12 protein-coding genes are annotated in these 13,614 nt (G+C 58.2%); 11 read left to right on the forward strand and 1 reads right to left on the reverse strand.

Features of this window, described 5'->3' with window-relative positions; genetic code table 11:
- Window positions 1-111 precede the first annotated feature (111 nt).
- From hemL to DPF_RS05125, 4 genes are all read left to right on the forward strand, one after another.
- The gene (gene hemL, locus DPF_RS05110) at window positions 112-1,380 is read left to right on the forward strand and encodes a glutamate-1-semialdehyde 2,1-aminomutase (RefSeq protein WP_069858735.1); all 1,269 of its coding nucleotides are present in this window, start codon (window positions 112-114) and stop codon (window positions 1,378-1,380) included.
- 81 nt (window positions 1,381-1,461) lie between these two features.
- Entirely contained in the window at window positions 1,462-3,279 is a 1,818-nt protein-coding gene (locus DPF_RS05115; protein ID WP_069857800.1) for an amino acid adenylation domain-containing protein, read from the forward strand.
- A 290-nt stretch (window positions 3,280-3,569) separates the two neighbouring features.
- Complete coding sequence (locus tag DPF_RS05120; protein WP_069858737.1) at window positions 3,570-3,755, forward strand: hypothetical protein; 186 nt, start codon at window positions 3,570-3,572, stop codon at window positions 3,753-3,755.
- 12 nt (window positions 3,756-3,767) lie between these two features.
- Entirely contained in the window at window positions 3,768-4,496 is a 729-nt protein-coding gene (locus DPF_RS05125) for a ubiquinone/menaquinone biosynthesis methyltransferase (protein ID WP_231702136.1), read from the forward strand.
- Here the strand turns inward: DPF_RS05125 and DPF_RS05130 are convergent, their stop codons facing one another.
- Window positions 4,497-4,694 carry a DUF2065 domain-containing protein gene (locus tag DPF_RS05130; protein WP_069858739.1) on the reverse strand — a complete coding sequence of 66 codons (198 nt, stop codon included), beginning with the start codon at window positions 4,692-4,694 and terminating at the stop codon, window positions 4,497-4,499.
- A 165-nt stretch (window positions 4,695-4,859) separates the two neighbouring features.
- Between DPF_RS05130 and mqnB the strand changes: the two genes are divergently transcribed.
- The 7 genes from mqnB to DPF_RS05165 all read left to right on the forward strand — a co-directional run bounded on the left by mqnB (window position 4,860) and on the right by DPF_RS05165 (window position 13,511).
- Window positions 4,860-5,573, forward strand: a complete 714-nt coding sequence (gene mqnB / locus DPF_RS05135) for a futalosine hydrolase (RefSeq protein ID WP_069857802.1) — start codon at window positions 4,860-4,862, stop codon at window positions 5,571-5,573.
- A complete protein-coding gene (locus DPF_RS05140; RefSeq protein ID WP_069857803.1) occupies window positions 5,570-6,370 on the forward strand; it encodes an MqnA/MqnD/SBP family protein in 801 nt (266 codons plus the stop codon). The genes mqnB and DPF_RS05140 overlap by 4 nt, the downstream gene beginning before the upstream one ends.
- 106 nt (window positions 6,371-6,476) lie before the next feature.
- Window positions 6,477-7,445 (forward strand): polyprenyl synthetase family protein, encoded by a 969-nt coding sequence (locus DPF_RS05145; RefSeq protein WP_069857804.1) that lies wholly within the window; start codon window positions 6,477-6,479, stop codon window positions 7,443-7,445.
- Between the two features lie 123 nt (window positions 7,446-7,568).
- On the forward strand, window positions 7,569-10,565 hold the full coding sequence (locus tag DPF_RS05150; protein WP_069857805.1) for a phosphoribosylformylglycinamidine synthase subunit PurS: 2,997 nt from the start codon (window positions 7,569-7,571) through the stop codon (window positions 10,563-10,565).
- A 199-nt stretch (window positions 10,566-10,764) separates the two neighbouring features.
- A complete protein-coding gene (locus tag DPF_RS05155; RefSeq protein ID WP_069857806.1) occupies window positions 10,765-11,673 on the forward strand; it encodes an ABC transporter substrate-binding protein in 909 nt (302 codons plus the stop codon).
- A gap of 126 nt (window positions 11,674-11,799) precedes the next feature.
- Window positions 11,800-12,495, forward strand: coding sequence for an ABC transporter permease (locus DPF_RS05160; RefSeq protein ID WP_069857807.1), 696 nt, complete (start codon window positions 11,800-11,802; stop codon window positions 12,493-12,495).
- Window positions 12,495-13,511, forward strand: a complete 1,017-nt coding sequence (locus tag DPF_RS05165; protein ID WP_069857808.1) for an ATP-binding cassette domain-containing protein — start codon at window positions 12,495-12,497, stop codon at window positions 13,509-13,511. Before DPF_RS05160 ends, DPF_RS05165 begins: the two co-directional genes overlap by 1 nt.
- Window positions 13,512-13,614: the final 103 nt, after the last annotated feature.

Consider the following 13,614-nt stretch of genomic DNA (forward strand, 5'->3'; position numbering starts at 1 on the left):
GGCCAGGCAAGTGCACATCCCTGCAACCACTTCGCACCTTCTGCCCGGAACCCCGGCCACAAACAGGGATATCCCCGGGCAGACAAGGACAACACATTTGAAGGTACTTCCATGACCGACTCCAAAACATTGTTCCAGACCGCTCAGGAAATCATTCCCGGCGGGGTCAACAGCCCCGTGAGGGCCTGCCAGAGCGTCCAGACCGACCCCCTTTTCGTGTCCAGGGGACAGGGTTCCCACCTCTGGGTCGAAGATGGGCAGGAATTCATTGACTATGTCATGTCCTGGGGACCTCTTCTCCTGGGGCACAACCATCCCGTGGTCAATGAGGCCATCCATGCAGCCGTGGACAGGGGAACCAGTTACGGAGCACCCTGCAAAGACGAAATCAACCTGGCCAAGGCCATTGTGGATGTGGTTCCCGGCGTGGAAATGATCCGCATGGTCAATTCAGGCACCGAAGCAACCATGAGCGCCCTGCGCCTGGCCCGAGGATACACGGGACGGAACAAGATCGTGAAATTCCACGGCGGATACCATGGGCATGCCGATGCCTTTCTGGCCAGTGCCGGATCAGGCGTGGCCACCCAGAGCATCCCGGGAACTCCTGGTGTTCCCCAGGCCGTGGTCAAGGATACCCTGCTGGCCCATTACAACGATCTGGACGGGGTCAAGGAACTCTTTGCCCAACACGGTCACGACATTGCAGCAGTGTTTGTGGAACCCGTGGCCGGCAACATGGGGCTGGTGCTTCCGCACAAGGACTTTTTGCAGGGGTTGCGGGATCTGACCACGGCCTATGGTGCTGTCCTGGTCTTTGACGAGGTCATCTCCGGATTCCGGGTTTCCCTTGGTGGGGCCCAGGGCCATTTCGGGATCACCCCTGATCTGACCTGTCTGGGCAAAATCATCGGCGGCGGTCTGCCCGTGGGCGCCTATGGCGGCAAAAGAGAGATCATGAGCCACATTGCACCCTGCGGGGACGTCTACCAGGCCGGAACCCTGTCGGGGAATCCCCTGGCCATGGCTGCAGGACTGGCCACAATCAACGTCCTGGCCACCCAGGACTACGAACAGCTGGCAGCGCGAACCAAAACCTTTTGCCAGGAACTGGTTTCCATCATGCGCGCCAAGCAGGTTCCGGTGCAGCTTAACAGAATCGCTTCCATCTTTACCCTCTTCTTTACTCCGGATCCGGTTACGGATTTTGCATCGGCCCAGCAAAGCGACCAATCTCTTTTCACCAAGTATTACCAGCAAATGCGCCAACAGGGCATCTATCTGGCCCCTTCGGGATTCGAGTGTTCCTTTGTCTCGTTCGCCCACAGCGACGAGGATCTGACCCGAACCCTTGAAGCGGCCGACAAGGTCACCTTTTAACGTGCATGCGAACAGAAAACTTCCTGCACGGCGTTGTGGTTCCATCCCGCTTTGTCAGCGATCAAACCAACGAGGTATCCCATGGGTGCACATGACAACGAAGAGATTATCGAGTTGACCGACGTGATCGACGATGCAGCCTTCTCCCCATCGTCCTCAAAACCCACCCAGGACTTTCCTTTGGAACAGGCCATTGACCCCAAGGATCTGGAGGACGAATTCGAGCAGCTGCTCCGGGATGCTCCCGATGACCGGTCCAGTGATGCCGAAACCACTGTTGATGACGACCTGGACATCGAATCCCTGTTTGAAGAGATGGAACAGGGGGATACCTCGTCATCCAACAGGCAGGACGACCCTCACGTGCTGGAACAAAAGGACGATGCCGGAGCCGCCTTGTCCCCAGCCTCCGATCCGGACATGGACGATCTCGAAGACCTTTTTGCCTCTCTGGACGACGACGCATCCAGCAAGACATCGTCCTCTTCCCAGCCGGACATTTCAGTCCAGGATCAAGACATGGACGAACTGCTGACAAACAGCGAACCGTCCCTGCAGCCGGACAATGCTCCCCTGGACGAGGGAATTGATGAAGCAAAAACGCCAGCAACCGATTCCGGGACTGACGACCTGTTTCAGGATCAGACGCCTGGCGAATCGGAACAGGCCCCTGCAGAGCACGCCGACGTCCAGGAACTCCAGAAGGACCCTCTGGACGTACCAGCCACGGACCACGATCGTGATGCAGCCGAGTCCTTGGTCGATACTCACGGGGATGCTGCCATGGCCCCGGTGACCGACGACCCCATGCCGGCGGATGCGCCGGCTTCCATCCAAAAAGACGAGCCCTCACCCGATCTTTCTCCTGCCCTGTCCGCAGACAAAGCCCTTCTGGAAAGCCTGCAGGAACGGGTCGCCAGCCTGGAAGCCCAAACCCAAACGCCTCCCCAGCCGGACCTGTTTGCCCAACTGGCAGCCTTTTTCCAGGAAAGCGCTCAGGGCAGGGAACTGTTGGAAGACATTGCCGGAAAAGTGACCAGCCGCATGGAAGCAACCACCAAACAGCTGGTGGAAGAAAAGCTCGATATGCTGGATGTTCCCTCTTCTGAAGAGATCAACGCGGCGGTCAGGGAAGAGATTCGCGCCTCGGTGGCGGAAAATCTGCCTACCCCCCCGGATACCAAGGAGCTTGTGCGGGAAATCCGACAGGATCTGCAGCAACGGGTTCAGGATGGTATGGATGAGTGGGAAACCCAGCGCATGGAACTGCGCACGGATCTGGACGCCATCAAACAGGCTGTGAGTCAGACAGAGCCTCTGGACAAAGCCGCCCTCATCCGGGACATTCGTGAAGACCTCCAGCGCAGGGTCCAGGAAGGCATGGATCAGTGGGAAGCCCAGCGTATGGCCCTGCAGGAAACGGTCGATACGTTGCAGGCAAACCAGTCCTCCCAACCCCTGGACAGACAAACCCTTGTCCAGGAAATCCGGCAGGATCTGCAGCAACGGGTGCAGGAGGGCATGGATGCCTGGGAAGCCGAACGGGTTGCTTTGCGCACGGAGCTGGAGGATCTCAGGCAGACCGTGAGTCAGACAGAACCCCTGGACAGGCAGGCCCTCATCCGGGACATCCGCGAAGAGCTCCAGCGCACGGTCCAGGAAGGCATGGACCAGTGGGAAGTTCAGAAATCCGCCCTTTCCAGGGAGATGGACGACCTGCGGCAAACCGTGGCCTCAGCCGATGTCCAGGCACAGATCAAGACAATCACGTCGACCATGGTCGCCCGGGAAGAACTTCAGGCTGTCAAGGAAGAACTCATGGCCGCCCTTTCCAGGGAGATCCCCAAGGCCGCAGCCCAGATCATCCGGGAAGAGATCGCTGCCCTGATGAATCCGTAAGCAGCGACTCACGCCGACAACAGCAGGCGCGAAGACGCTGCGCAGATATCAGAAAAACAGATAAAAAGCAGGTACATGGAATCATGTGCCTGCTTTCTGCGTCTCATGCGCCGTGCCAGATCCCGTCCCAGGGAAGAACTCGACGAACGCAAGGGTCCATGCTATGCGTTCCGGGCCAAAAGGGGGATGGCTCCACGGTTATTCTTCTTTTACCGCCCGGTGCTCGTTTGTTCCGTGTTGGTCAAACCCATTTCCCGGCCGGGCGGTTTTTTTCACGCAGGGAGCAGATCATGGACAAGACCGAACAGCAGGCATTGCAGGTGACCAAGGAAATCATGGTCAAATTCATTGAAGTGGGCAGAATTTCCCCCACCAATTTTTCGGAACATTTTGCAACTATTTATGGCGAAGTGCTCCGGACCGTTGTTGACAAACGGACCCATGCGGCCAACAATCAGCCCCTTGCGAGCGACTAGGAGACATGTATCGTGGATAAACGGCACGGCGAGAGCAATCCCATCGCCTCCCTCTTCAACTCCATCGCGCGTTGGTACGATTTTCTGAACCATTTCCTGAGTGTCGGACAGGACGTGTATTGGCGCAAACGCCAGGTCAGGGGTTTGCGGGTTCCTCCGGGCGGTCTGGTCCTGGACCTGGCCGCCGGCACCATGGACGTGAGTCTGGAAATCCTGCGCCGATACCCCGACGTGAAGATTCTTGCCGTGGATGTATCCCCCTCCATGCTCATCCACGGACGGCACAAGATACCCGCCCACCAGGCCACCTCCATCGCCCCGGTGCTTTCGGACGGACGGAAACTTCCCCTGCCCGACGCAAGCGTTGACAGCGTGACCATATCCTTTGGCATCAGAAACATCACCCCCAGATCCAAGGCGTATGCAGAGATACTGCGTATCCTCAAACCAGGGGGCAAATTGAGCATTCTTGAATTTGGAACCGGCAGGGAAAAAATTTGGGGCGGGCTGTACAACTTGTACCTGGACAGGATTCTCCCCCTTGTGGGCCGCATTGTTTCCAGGGACCCGGGGGCCTATCGGTATCTGGCCGAAACCATCAAGGCCTTTCCCGATGCGCGCAGTCTGACCCGGGAATTGGCCGAGGCCGGATTCGGACGGATCATGTACCAGCCTCTGAGCTCGGGAATCGTGTACCTGCACACGGCTGAAAAACCAGCCAGTGAGGATCGCAGCAGGTGATCAGCACCGGGCAATGGCAATGAGGAGAAGACCGGCCACAATGGCGGTGATCCCGAGACGCCGCAGGCCGGAGGCAGGGCTTTGGGCCAGCATCTCCAATATCTTGGGCATCTTTTCCGCCCACAGAAAATAGGGCGTTCCCTCCAGGATGAAGGCCAGGCCCAATGCGCTCAAGAGGAGCGACCAGTCGATATGCATGCCGTTCCCATAGCCGGCAGGAGGAGATCTTGTCCAGCAGGAGAACGCCCGTGCATCCCGCATAACGTCACATGCATCCAACCGGAACAGCTGTTTTTTTTCGTTTTTCAGAGTGCTGACGGATTCTTTGCAGCCGTGTCCTGCTTTACAGGGAGACAAACCATCATGCTAGCCCTTGTGTTTGCAACCTCCCGGGAATCCCGGGCATGTCTCGGCCCGGCCCATGCAGGGATCAGGGAAGGACAATGGGCTGCCATCACCGTTCATGACCGTCCCTGTCTGCAGGTGATAACCGGCATCGGCCCGGTCAATGCGGCCCTGGTCTTTGGCAAGGTTCTGGCCACCTTTCCCCGACTGCAAGGGGCCATCAATCTGGGCATTGGCGGCAGTTTTGATCTGGACCGGGCGGATCTTGGAGAATGGGCCGCTGCCACCCGGGAGACATGGCCGGAAATAGGCGTCAGACACAAGGCAGGCGTCCACGCCCGGACATTGGGATTTCCCCAGGGCCATGCCGGCCAGGACACTATCTGGGAAAGCATTGATCTGGATCCAGACGCCCATGCCCGCGCCATGAACGTGAGCCTCCCGCCATCCATGGCCAGACTTCCCTTTATCACGGTGGCCGGTGTCACCGCCACCCACAAGCGGGCCTTGTTTCTGCAAACCATGTACAACGGGGGCATTGAAAACATGGAAGGTTTTTCCCTGGCGTTGGCCTGCGCCACGCACTCGCTGCCATTTCTCGAAATCCGGACCGTTTCCAACAAGGTTGGCCCCCGGGACACAAAGACCTGGCAGTTTGGCAAGGCCCTTGGCCAGCTCGGCAGGGTCCTTCCCGCCCTGTTCGCAACCCCTGTCCCCCACACGACACCATGAACGCCCAACCCCTGACCATTGCCCTTTCCCCCTGTCCCAACGACACGTTCATCTTCGGCTCCTGGGTTCTCGGCCGCATTCCGGACATCCCCGGACACTGCTCCCGATTCTTCTGGCAGGACATTCAGAACCTGAACGAAGCGGCCCAGCAAAATCGTTTTGACATCATCAAGGTTTCTGCCGTGCAGGCCCTGAAGCTGCAGGATTCGTACACCATTCTTGCCTGCGGCGGGGCGTTCGGCCTGGAACACGGGCCCAAGCTGGTCACCCGTCCCGGAATTTCCCGACCCCGCAGGATCGCGGTTCCCGGCATGCTGACCACGGCCGTGTGTCTTCTTGAAACCGCCCTGGAAAGGGATTTCGAACCCGTACCCATGACCTTTGACCAGGAGATCGCCGCCCTGCAACGCCACAAGGTTGACGCCGCCCTGCTCATCCACGAAACCGCCCTGGTTTACAAGGACTACGGGCTTGACCTGCTTCTCGATCTCGGGAAATGGTGGCAGGACGCCAGCGGTGGTCTTCCCCTGCCCCTTGGCGCGATCATTGTTCGCAGGGAATTGGCCGGCAACCGTTCATGCAGGCCGAAAATCATTGAAGACCAGATCCGGGCAAGTCTGCACCATGCCCATGCCCACCGGGCATCCATCAATGTCTTCATGCGCAGCCTTGCCCAGGAAATGGACCAGTCAACCCTGGATGATCATGTCCGGGCGTATGTCAATGAATATTCCATGGATATCGGCTCATTGGGACAGGCAGCCCTTGATCACCTGCAAACTCTCCTGGACAGATGAACCAACGCCGTGCCCTGGGTTGCATCCCTGGTAAACACGGCATGAACCTGTTTTTTTCCATCAAACCCCTAGCGTCCCCTGGGACCACGAGGGACTCATTCGACCCATGAACATCCTCAAGGCCTATATGGCCCGGGAATTGCCCCGCATCAACCAGACGCTATATGATTTGACCAAGGATCTCGAACCCGAGGTTCTCCCCCTTGTGGAGCATGTCCTCAAGGCCGGCGGCAAGCGCATCCGCCCCATTTTGACCCTGCTCACGGCCCGGGCCATGGGATGCACCAGAAACGACGTCTACCCCATGGCCGCGGCCGTGGAACTTCTGCATTCCGCCTCCCTGCTCCATGACGACATTCTGGACAATGCAGGCCTGCGGCGGGGGAAAAAAGCAGCCCATCTTGTTTTCGGAACAAGTCATGCCATCCTGGGCGGGGATATTCTCTTTGCCCTGGCCAACAGGATCGCTGCTGAGTACAATATTCCCGCCCTGACCCACTGTCTGGCCCAGGCAATCATGCATACGGCAACCGGTGAGATCAAGGAAATAGCCCTGCTCAGAAATCCGGCCATAACAAGGGCCCAGTACCTGGATATCATCACCGGCAAGACCGCCTACCTCCTTCAGGTGGCCTGTCAATGCGGAGCCATCATGGCCGGAGCCGATGCCACCGGTCTTGAGAGTGCCTCCCGGTACGGCCTCAATCTGGGCATTGCCTTCCAGATCGTGGACGATGCCCTGGATTATTCATCCTCGGCCGCTGTTTCCGGCAAGCCCCTGGGAGGAGATCTCAAGGAGGGCAAGTTCACCCTGCCCCTTGTACTCTATCTCCAGCAACTGGCTGACGAGGACAAAACCAGGGTCATGGACAAGCTTGCCTCCAACGCCATGGACGCCAAAGACATTGCCCAGGTGGTCGGCGCCATTCAATCTCTGGGCCTGGACGTGCAAACCAGGCAGGAAGCCGGCACATACATCACCAGGGCCAAGGCCTCCCTTGAGCACCTTGGCGACACCCCGGAAAAAAACATCTTATTGTCACTCCTCGACTTTGTACTTCACAGAGAAAAATAATAAGATGACCGATCGACAACAAGATCGTCATTGCCGAATAGATCGGCCATCGGAGTCATCCGATCCAACCATCACCATTTGCAAGGGTTCTTTACGAGAACCGTGTTCAGGGAGTTTTCATTCATGCTCACACGTATTGAAATCGGCCTGCAAGATAGCATCCGCGATGTACAGGGCGAAAACGTCGCCCGCAAAATCCGCAACGAACTCGGTCTGGCCATCGACAGGGTCCGCCTGATCAAGGTCTATACCGTGTCCGGTTTGAGCGGCGAAGAAATCGACAGGGTCGTTGAACTCGGTGCATTGCATGATCCTGTGCTCCATATACCTTCCATGAGCCCCCTGGCTCGGGATTTCGATTGGATCATCGAAGTGGGATTCAGGCCCGGGGTGACCGATAACGAAGGCAAGACCGCCAGGGAAAGTCTGGCCACCGTCCTTGACCTGGACGAGACGCGCAAACAACGCGTGGCCGTGTATACGGCCACCCAGTACCTGCTGGAGGGCGATCTCTCCCGGGAGGCCGTGGAGCATATTGCCAAAGATCTTTTGGCCAACGAGCTCATCCAACGCTTCCAGTTCACGTCCATGGAAGATTGGCGCCAGAGCCCGGGGTTTCCGGCCCAGGCGGCCCGGGTTACGGGCCAGGCATCGGATCGGGTGGAAATCATTCCCCTGGCAGACATGGACGATCAGGGGCTCATGGAATTGAGCCGGTCCAGGACCCTGGCCCTGAGCCTCAAGGAAATGCGCCTTCTCAAGGCCCATTTTACCGACGTCAAGACCATTGAAGAACGCAGAAAACACGGATTGCCGGCCAATCCCACGGATGCCGAACTGGAATGTCTGGCCCAGACCTGGTCGGAACACTGCAAACACAAAATTTTCAACGCGACCATTGATTATACGGATGCGGAAAAGGGCAGACGAACGACCATCACCAGCCTGTACAAGACCTATGTCCAGGGAAGCACCCAAACCCTGCGGGAGCGCATGGGCGATGATGATTTCTGCCTGTCCGTGTTCAAGGACAACGCCGGGGTGATCCGATTCGACGAATCCACCAACGTCTGCATCAAGGTGGAAACCCACAACAGCCCTTCGGCCCTGGATCCCTATGGCGGCGCCCTTACCGGCATTGTGGGCGTCAACCGCGATCCCATGGGCACGGGCATGGGCGCCAACCTGTTGTGCAACACGGACGTGTTCTGCTTTGCCTCGCCCTTTTACGACAAGGAAATCCCGCCACGGCTGCTGCACCCCCGTCGGGTTCTGGAAGGGGTGCGCGAGGGCGTGGAACACGGAGGCAATAAGTCGGGCATCCCCACGGTCAACGGGGCCATTTTGTTTGACGATCGCTACCTGGGCAAACCCCTGGTTTTCTGCGGGACCATCGGCACCATGCCCAAGACGATCAAGGGAAAACCCAGCGAAGACAAAAAGGCGTTGCCCGGAGACAAGATCGTCATGACCGGCGGGCGCATTGGCAAGGACGGCATCCACGGAGCCACCTTTTCCTCGGAAGAGCTCCACGAGGGTTCTCCGGCCACGGCTGTGCAGATCGGTGATCCCATCACCCAGCGCAAGATGTACGATTTTCTCATGCGGGCCAGGGACCTGGGCCTGTACAACGCCATCACGGACAACGGGGCCGGTGGCCTCAGCTCCTCGGTGGGTGAAATGGCCCAGGACTGCGGGGGATGCGATATGGATCTCAAGCTCGCTCCCCTCAAATATGACGGACTCGATCCGTGGGAAATCCTCATTTCCGAGGCCCAGGAACGCATGACCCTGGCCGTGCCCCCAAACAACCTGGACAGGTTCCTTTCCCTGGCCCGGGAAATGGACGTGGAAGCCACCGTGCTCGGTGAATTCCAGGATTCCGGAGTCTTTCATGTGCGATACGGCGATCGCATCGTCTGCCACATGGACATGGAGTTCTTGCACGACGGCGCCCCGCGCATGGAACTTTCAGCCGTATGGAAACGTCCGGATCTGCCCCAATCCATCACCATTGATCCCGCAACCATAGGTGATCATGCCGCCTTTCTAGAAGACATGCTTGCCCGGCCCAACATCTGTTCCAAGGAATATGTCATTCGGCAGTACGACCACGAAGTCCAGGGGGGCAGCGTGATCAAGCCTCTGGTGGGTGACGAGCTGGACGGTCCCGGAGACGCCGGCGTGATCCGGCCGGTCCTTGGTTCCAACAAGGGTTTGGTCATCAGCAACGGTATCTGCCCCAAATATAGTGATCTGGACACCTACTGGATGATGGCCAACTGCATTGACGAGGCCATCCGCAACGCCGTGGCTGTTGGCGCGGACATCCGGCACATGGCCGGGGTGGACAATTTCTGCTGGTGCGACCCGGTTCAATCGGAAAAGACCCCGGACGGCGAGTACAAGCTGGCACAACTTGTCCGGGCCAACCAGGCCCTGGCCCACTTCTGCATGGGCTATGGTGTACCCTGCATCTCGGGCAAGGACTCCATGAAAAACGACTACACAGGCGGCACCACCAAGATCTCCATCCCGCCCACGGTCCTTTTTTCCGTCATGGGAGTCATCCCCGACATTACCAAGTGTCAGACGTCTGACTTCAAGGCTCCGGACGAGCTCATCTACATCCTCGGACTGACCAGGGCCGAACTGGGCGGCAGCGAACTCTGCTCTTTGCTGGGCATCAAGGGCGGCCAGGTCCCCCAGGTGGATCTGATCCCCGCGAGAACCCGCTATCTGTCTTTGTTCCAGGCCATCCAGCAGGGCTATATCACCTCCTGCCACGACCTTTCCGACGGCGGGCTGGGCGTGGCCGCGGCCGAAATGGCCATTGGAGGACGCATCGGGGCCCAGATCGACCTGAACCGGGTCCCCACCCAGGGCTCCCCCCTGTCACCGGTGGAACTGTTATACAGTGAATCGGCCAGCCGGTTACTGGTTACGGTCAAACCCGAACACCGCACACGGTTTGAACGCTGCTTTGCCAGCCAGCCCCTGGCCTGGATCGGTCAGACCGTACCGGGCAGGGAGCTTTCCTTTTTCCAAAACGACAAGGCCCTTTTTACCAGCCGCATCGAGTACCTGACCAAGGCCTGGAAATCGACCCTGGATTTCTGACAACCATTCGTTTCAGTCATAAAAAGCCGGAAACAGAACCTGTTTTCGGCTTTTTGTTTGGTCTTGCTCCCCCCAAGGAGGGACACGGTCATGCCCGACTCAGCCTGTTGACGATAAAGGCCAAGAACATGTATCAGGCAGATCATGTGTTCAGCCAAACGCGGCATAGAACCGACAACCCATACACGAGGAGGGAACCATGAAACATTGCTTGACCTTTGCTGCCGGACTTTTGGCGCTGCTTTTTCTGACAGCAGGCACGGTCCAGGCCGACGGGCACAAGGTCCTGACCATGTCCACCACCACCAGCACCCAGGCTTCCGGACTTCTGGACGTGCTCCTGCCCGCCCTTGAAAAGGATACCGGCATCCAGATCAAGGTCATTGCCAAGGGAACCGGCGCGGCCATTCGCGACGGCATGGATGGCAATGTGGACGTCATCTTTGTACACGCCAAATCCCGCGAAGAGGCCTTTGTCAGCGATGGCTACGGCACCAAGCGGTATCCCGTGATGCACAATGACTTCATCATTCTCGGCCCGGCCGCTGATCCCGCAGGCATCGCCGGCATGAAAGACGCTGCAGCAGCCATGAAAAAGATCGCCCTGTCCCGTTCCAAATTCGTATCTCGCGGTGATGACAGCGGCACCCACACCAAAGAACAGTCCTTGTGGAAGGCCACGGGCCTGCCTCAGGAAAAGGTGCTCAAGTCCATCTTCAAAAAGGGCAAGAAAACCATGGTCACCTTTTCGCATCCCAAGGGTCTGGGTGACTGGTATCTGTCCATAGGTCAGGGCATGGGCAAGTCGCTGACCTATGCCGAGGAAAAACAGGCCTACATCCTGGCCGACAGGGGAACCTATCTGAAGTACAAACTCGGCCGCAATCAGGGTCTTGACCTGAACATTCTGGTGGAAGGCGATCCCCTGCTGTACAATCCCTACGGGGTCATTCCGGTCAATCCGGCCAAGCACCCCCACGTCAAGGTCGACCTGGCAACCACCTTTGCCGAGTGGATCACCTCCCACAAGGGACAGGCCCTTATCGCCAATTACAAACTCCTCGGGGAACAGCTCTTCTACCCCGACGCCATTCCTGACGCACGATAACCATGAACAGGCAGGCCGGGAACAACGCCCCGGTCTGCCTCATGACTCCAACGGTATACATGCGGCCCGTTGTCCAGGCCTCATAGCGCCTCCTCACTGCACACTCACCCTCAACCGGGTGTCCCCATGAATTTCTTCACCGACAGTCTCCTTTCCGCCCTGACCCTGATGCGGGATTTCGACCCCGAGCTGGTCGAAATCGTAGGGGTATCCCTCAAGGTCAGTCTTTCCTCGACCCTGCTGGCCGCCTGCCTTGGCATCCCCCTGGGCTTTGCCGTGGGCATCAGGGAGTTCCCTGGTAAACGAACCGTGGTCACCCTGCTCAACACCCTGCTGGCCCTGCCCACCGTGGTCATCGCCCTGTTCGTGTACTCGTTCATTTCCAGGCGGGGCATCCTTGGAGCCTTGGATCTGCTTTACACTCCCAAGGCGATCATCATCGGCCAGGTTCTGCTCATTCTCCCGGTTGTGGCCACCTTCACCCTGTCGGCCATCAGCCGCATTGATGCCAGGTATCGCCAAACAGCCATGACCTTGGGAGCAACACGATTTCAAACAGCCCTGGTCATCCTGCGTGAGGCCCGCTTCGGCATCATGGCCGCTGTGGTGGCGGCCTTTGGGCGGGTTATCTCGGAAATCGGAATCAGCATGATGCTGGGCGGCAATGCCAGAGGGTTCACCAGAACCATGACCACGGCCATGGCCCTGGAATATGACAAGGGCGAATTCGTCCTGGCTGTGGCCCTGGGGTTGGTGCTCATGTCCATCAGTCTTCTGGTCAACGTCATCCTGAATCTTTTCCAAGGCCGGGGGAGGAACTGATGCTCTATGCAGCGCGCAATCTGCGCAAGACCTATGGTGAACGGACCGTCCTTGACATCGACGAGCTGCACATCCAGGCAGGAAACATCTACGGGCTCCTCGGTCCCAACGGTTCGGGCAAATCCACCCTGCTTTCCCTGCTCGCCTTTCTGGACACCCCGTCAAGCGGCAACCTCTGGTACCGGGGCAACCTGGTGCGCTCACATCCCAACGAACTGCTTGCCCTGCGCCGGGAAGTCATCCTGGTTGACCAGCACCCCATCCTGTTCAGTACATCGGTTTTCAAAAATGTGGAATTCGGCCTCAAGGTCAGAGGCATACCCGCCCGGCAACGCAAGCGCATTGTGGAGGAAAGCCTTGATCTCGTGGGCATGCGCGCCTTCATCCACGAGCGAAGTCACCACCTTTCAGGAGGAGAAACCCAACGGCTGGCCATTGCCCGGGCCCTTGCCTGCTCCCCCAGGGTTCTTTTGTTCGACGAACCAACAGCCAGTGTGGACGTGGAAAACCAGATCGCCATTGAAAATATCATCCATGAGGTACACCAGGAAAAAAACATGTCCATCATCCTGTGCACCCACGACATGCTGCAGGTTTCCAGGCTGGCCCAGGAAACCATCTTTCTCTTTGACGGCCGCAGGAGCGCTTCGACTCACGAAAACATTTTCAGCGCCCAGGTCTATGAACAGGATGGCATGCCTCTTGCCAAGCTGACCGACCAGATTGCCGTTCCCCTTGCAAGCAGCGTCCAGGGCAAGATCAAGCTGGCCATAGCCCCCCAGTCCATCAAACTCTTTCCAGTTACAGCCCAGGCCGGTAAACCCCAAAGGATAACGGGCACGGTCATGCAGCTTACCCGCGAAGGAAGGCACATCCGCGCCCTTGTGGACATGGGCGTTCCCCTAAGCGTGCGCATTCCCCTTCGCGAGTTCACCTCCCTGAGCATTTGCGTGGGCGACAGGGTTCTGGTGGACTGTCCCGCCCACGGCGTGAGCATCCTGAGCCGGGATGGCTGATCCAAAGGTTCCCGTTCACTGGTCACTGCAACCGCCAAAACGTCCGGGAATCGACTCGTTATCATGCAAGACCTTCCCTTTGCCGCATTTTGTGCCTATGGAA

The sequence above is a fragment of the Desulfoplanes formicivorans genome (assembly GCF_001748225.1).
GTDB lineage: Bacteria > Desulfobacterota > Desulfovibrionia > Desulfovibrionales > Desulfomicrobiaceae > Desulfoplanes > Desulfoplanes formicivorans.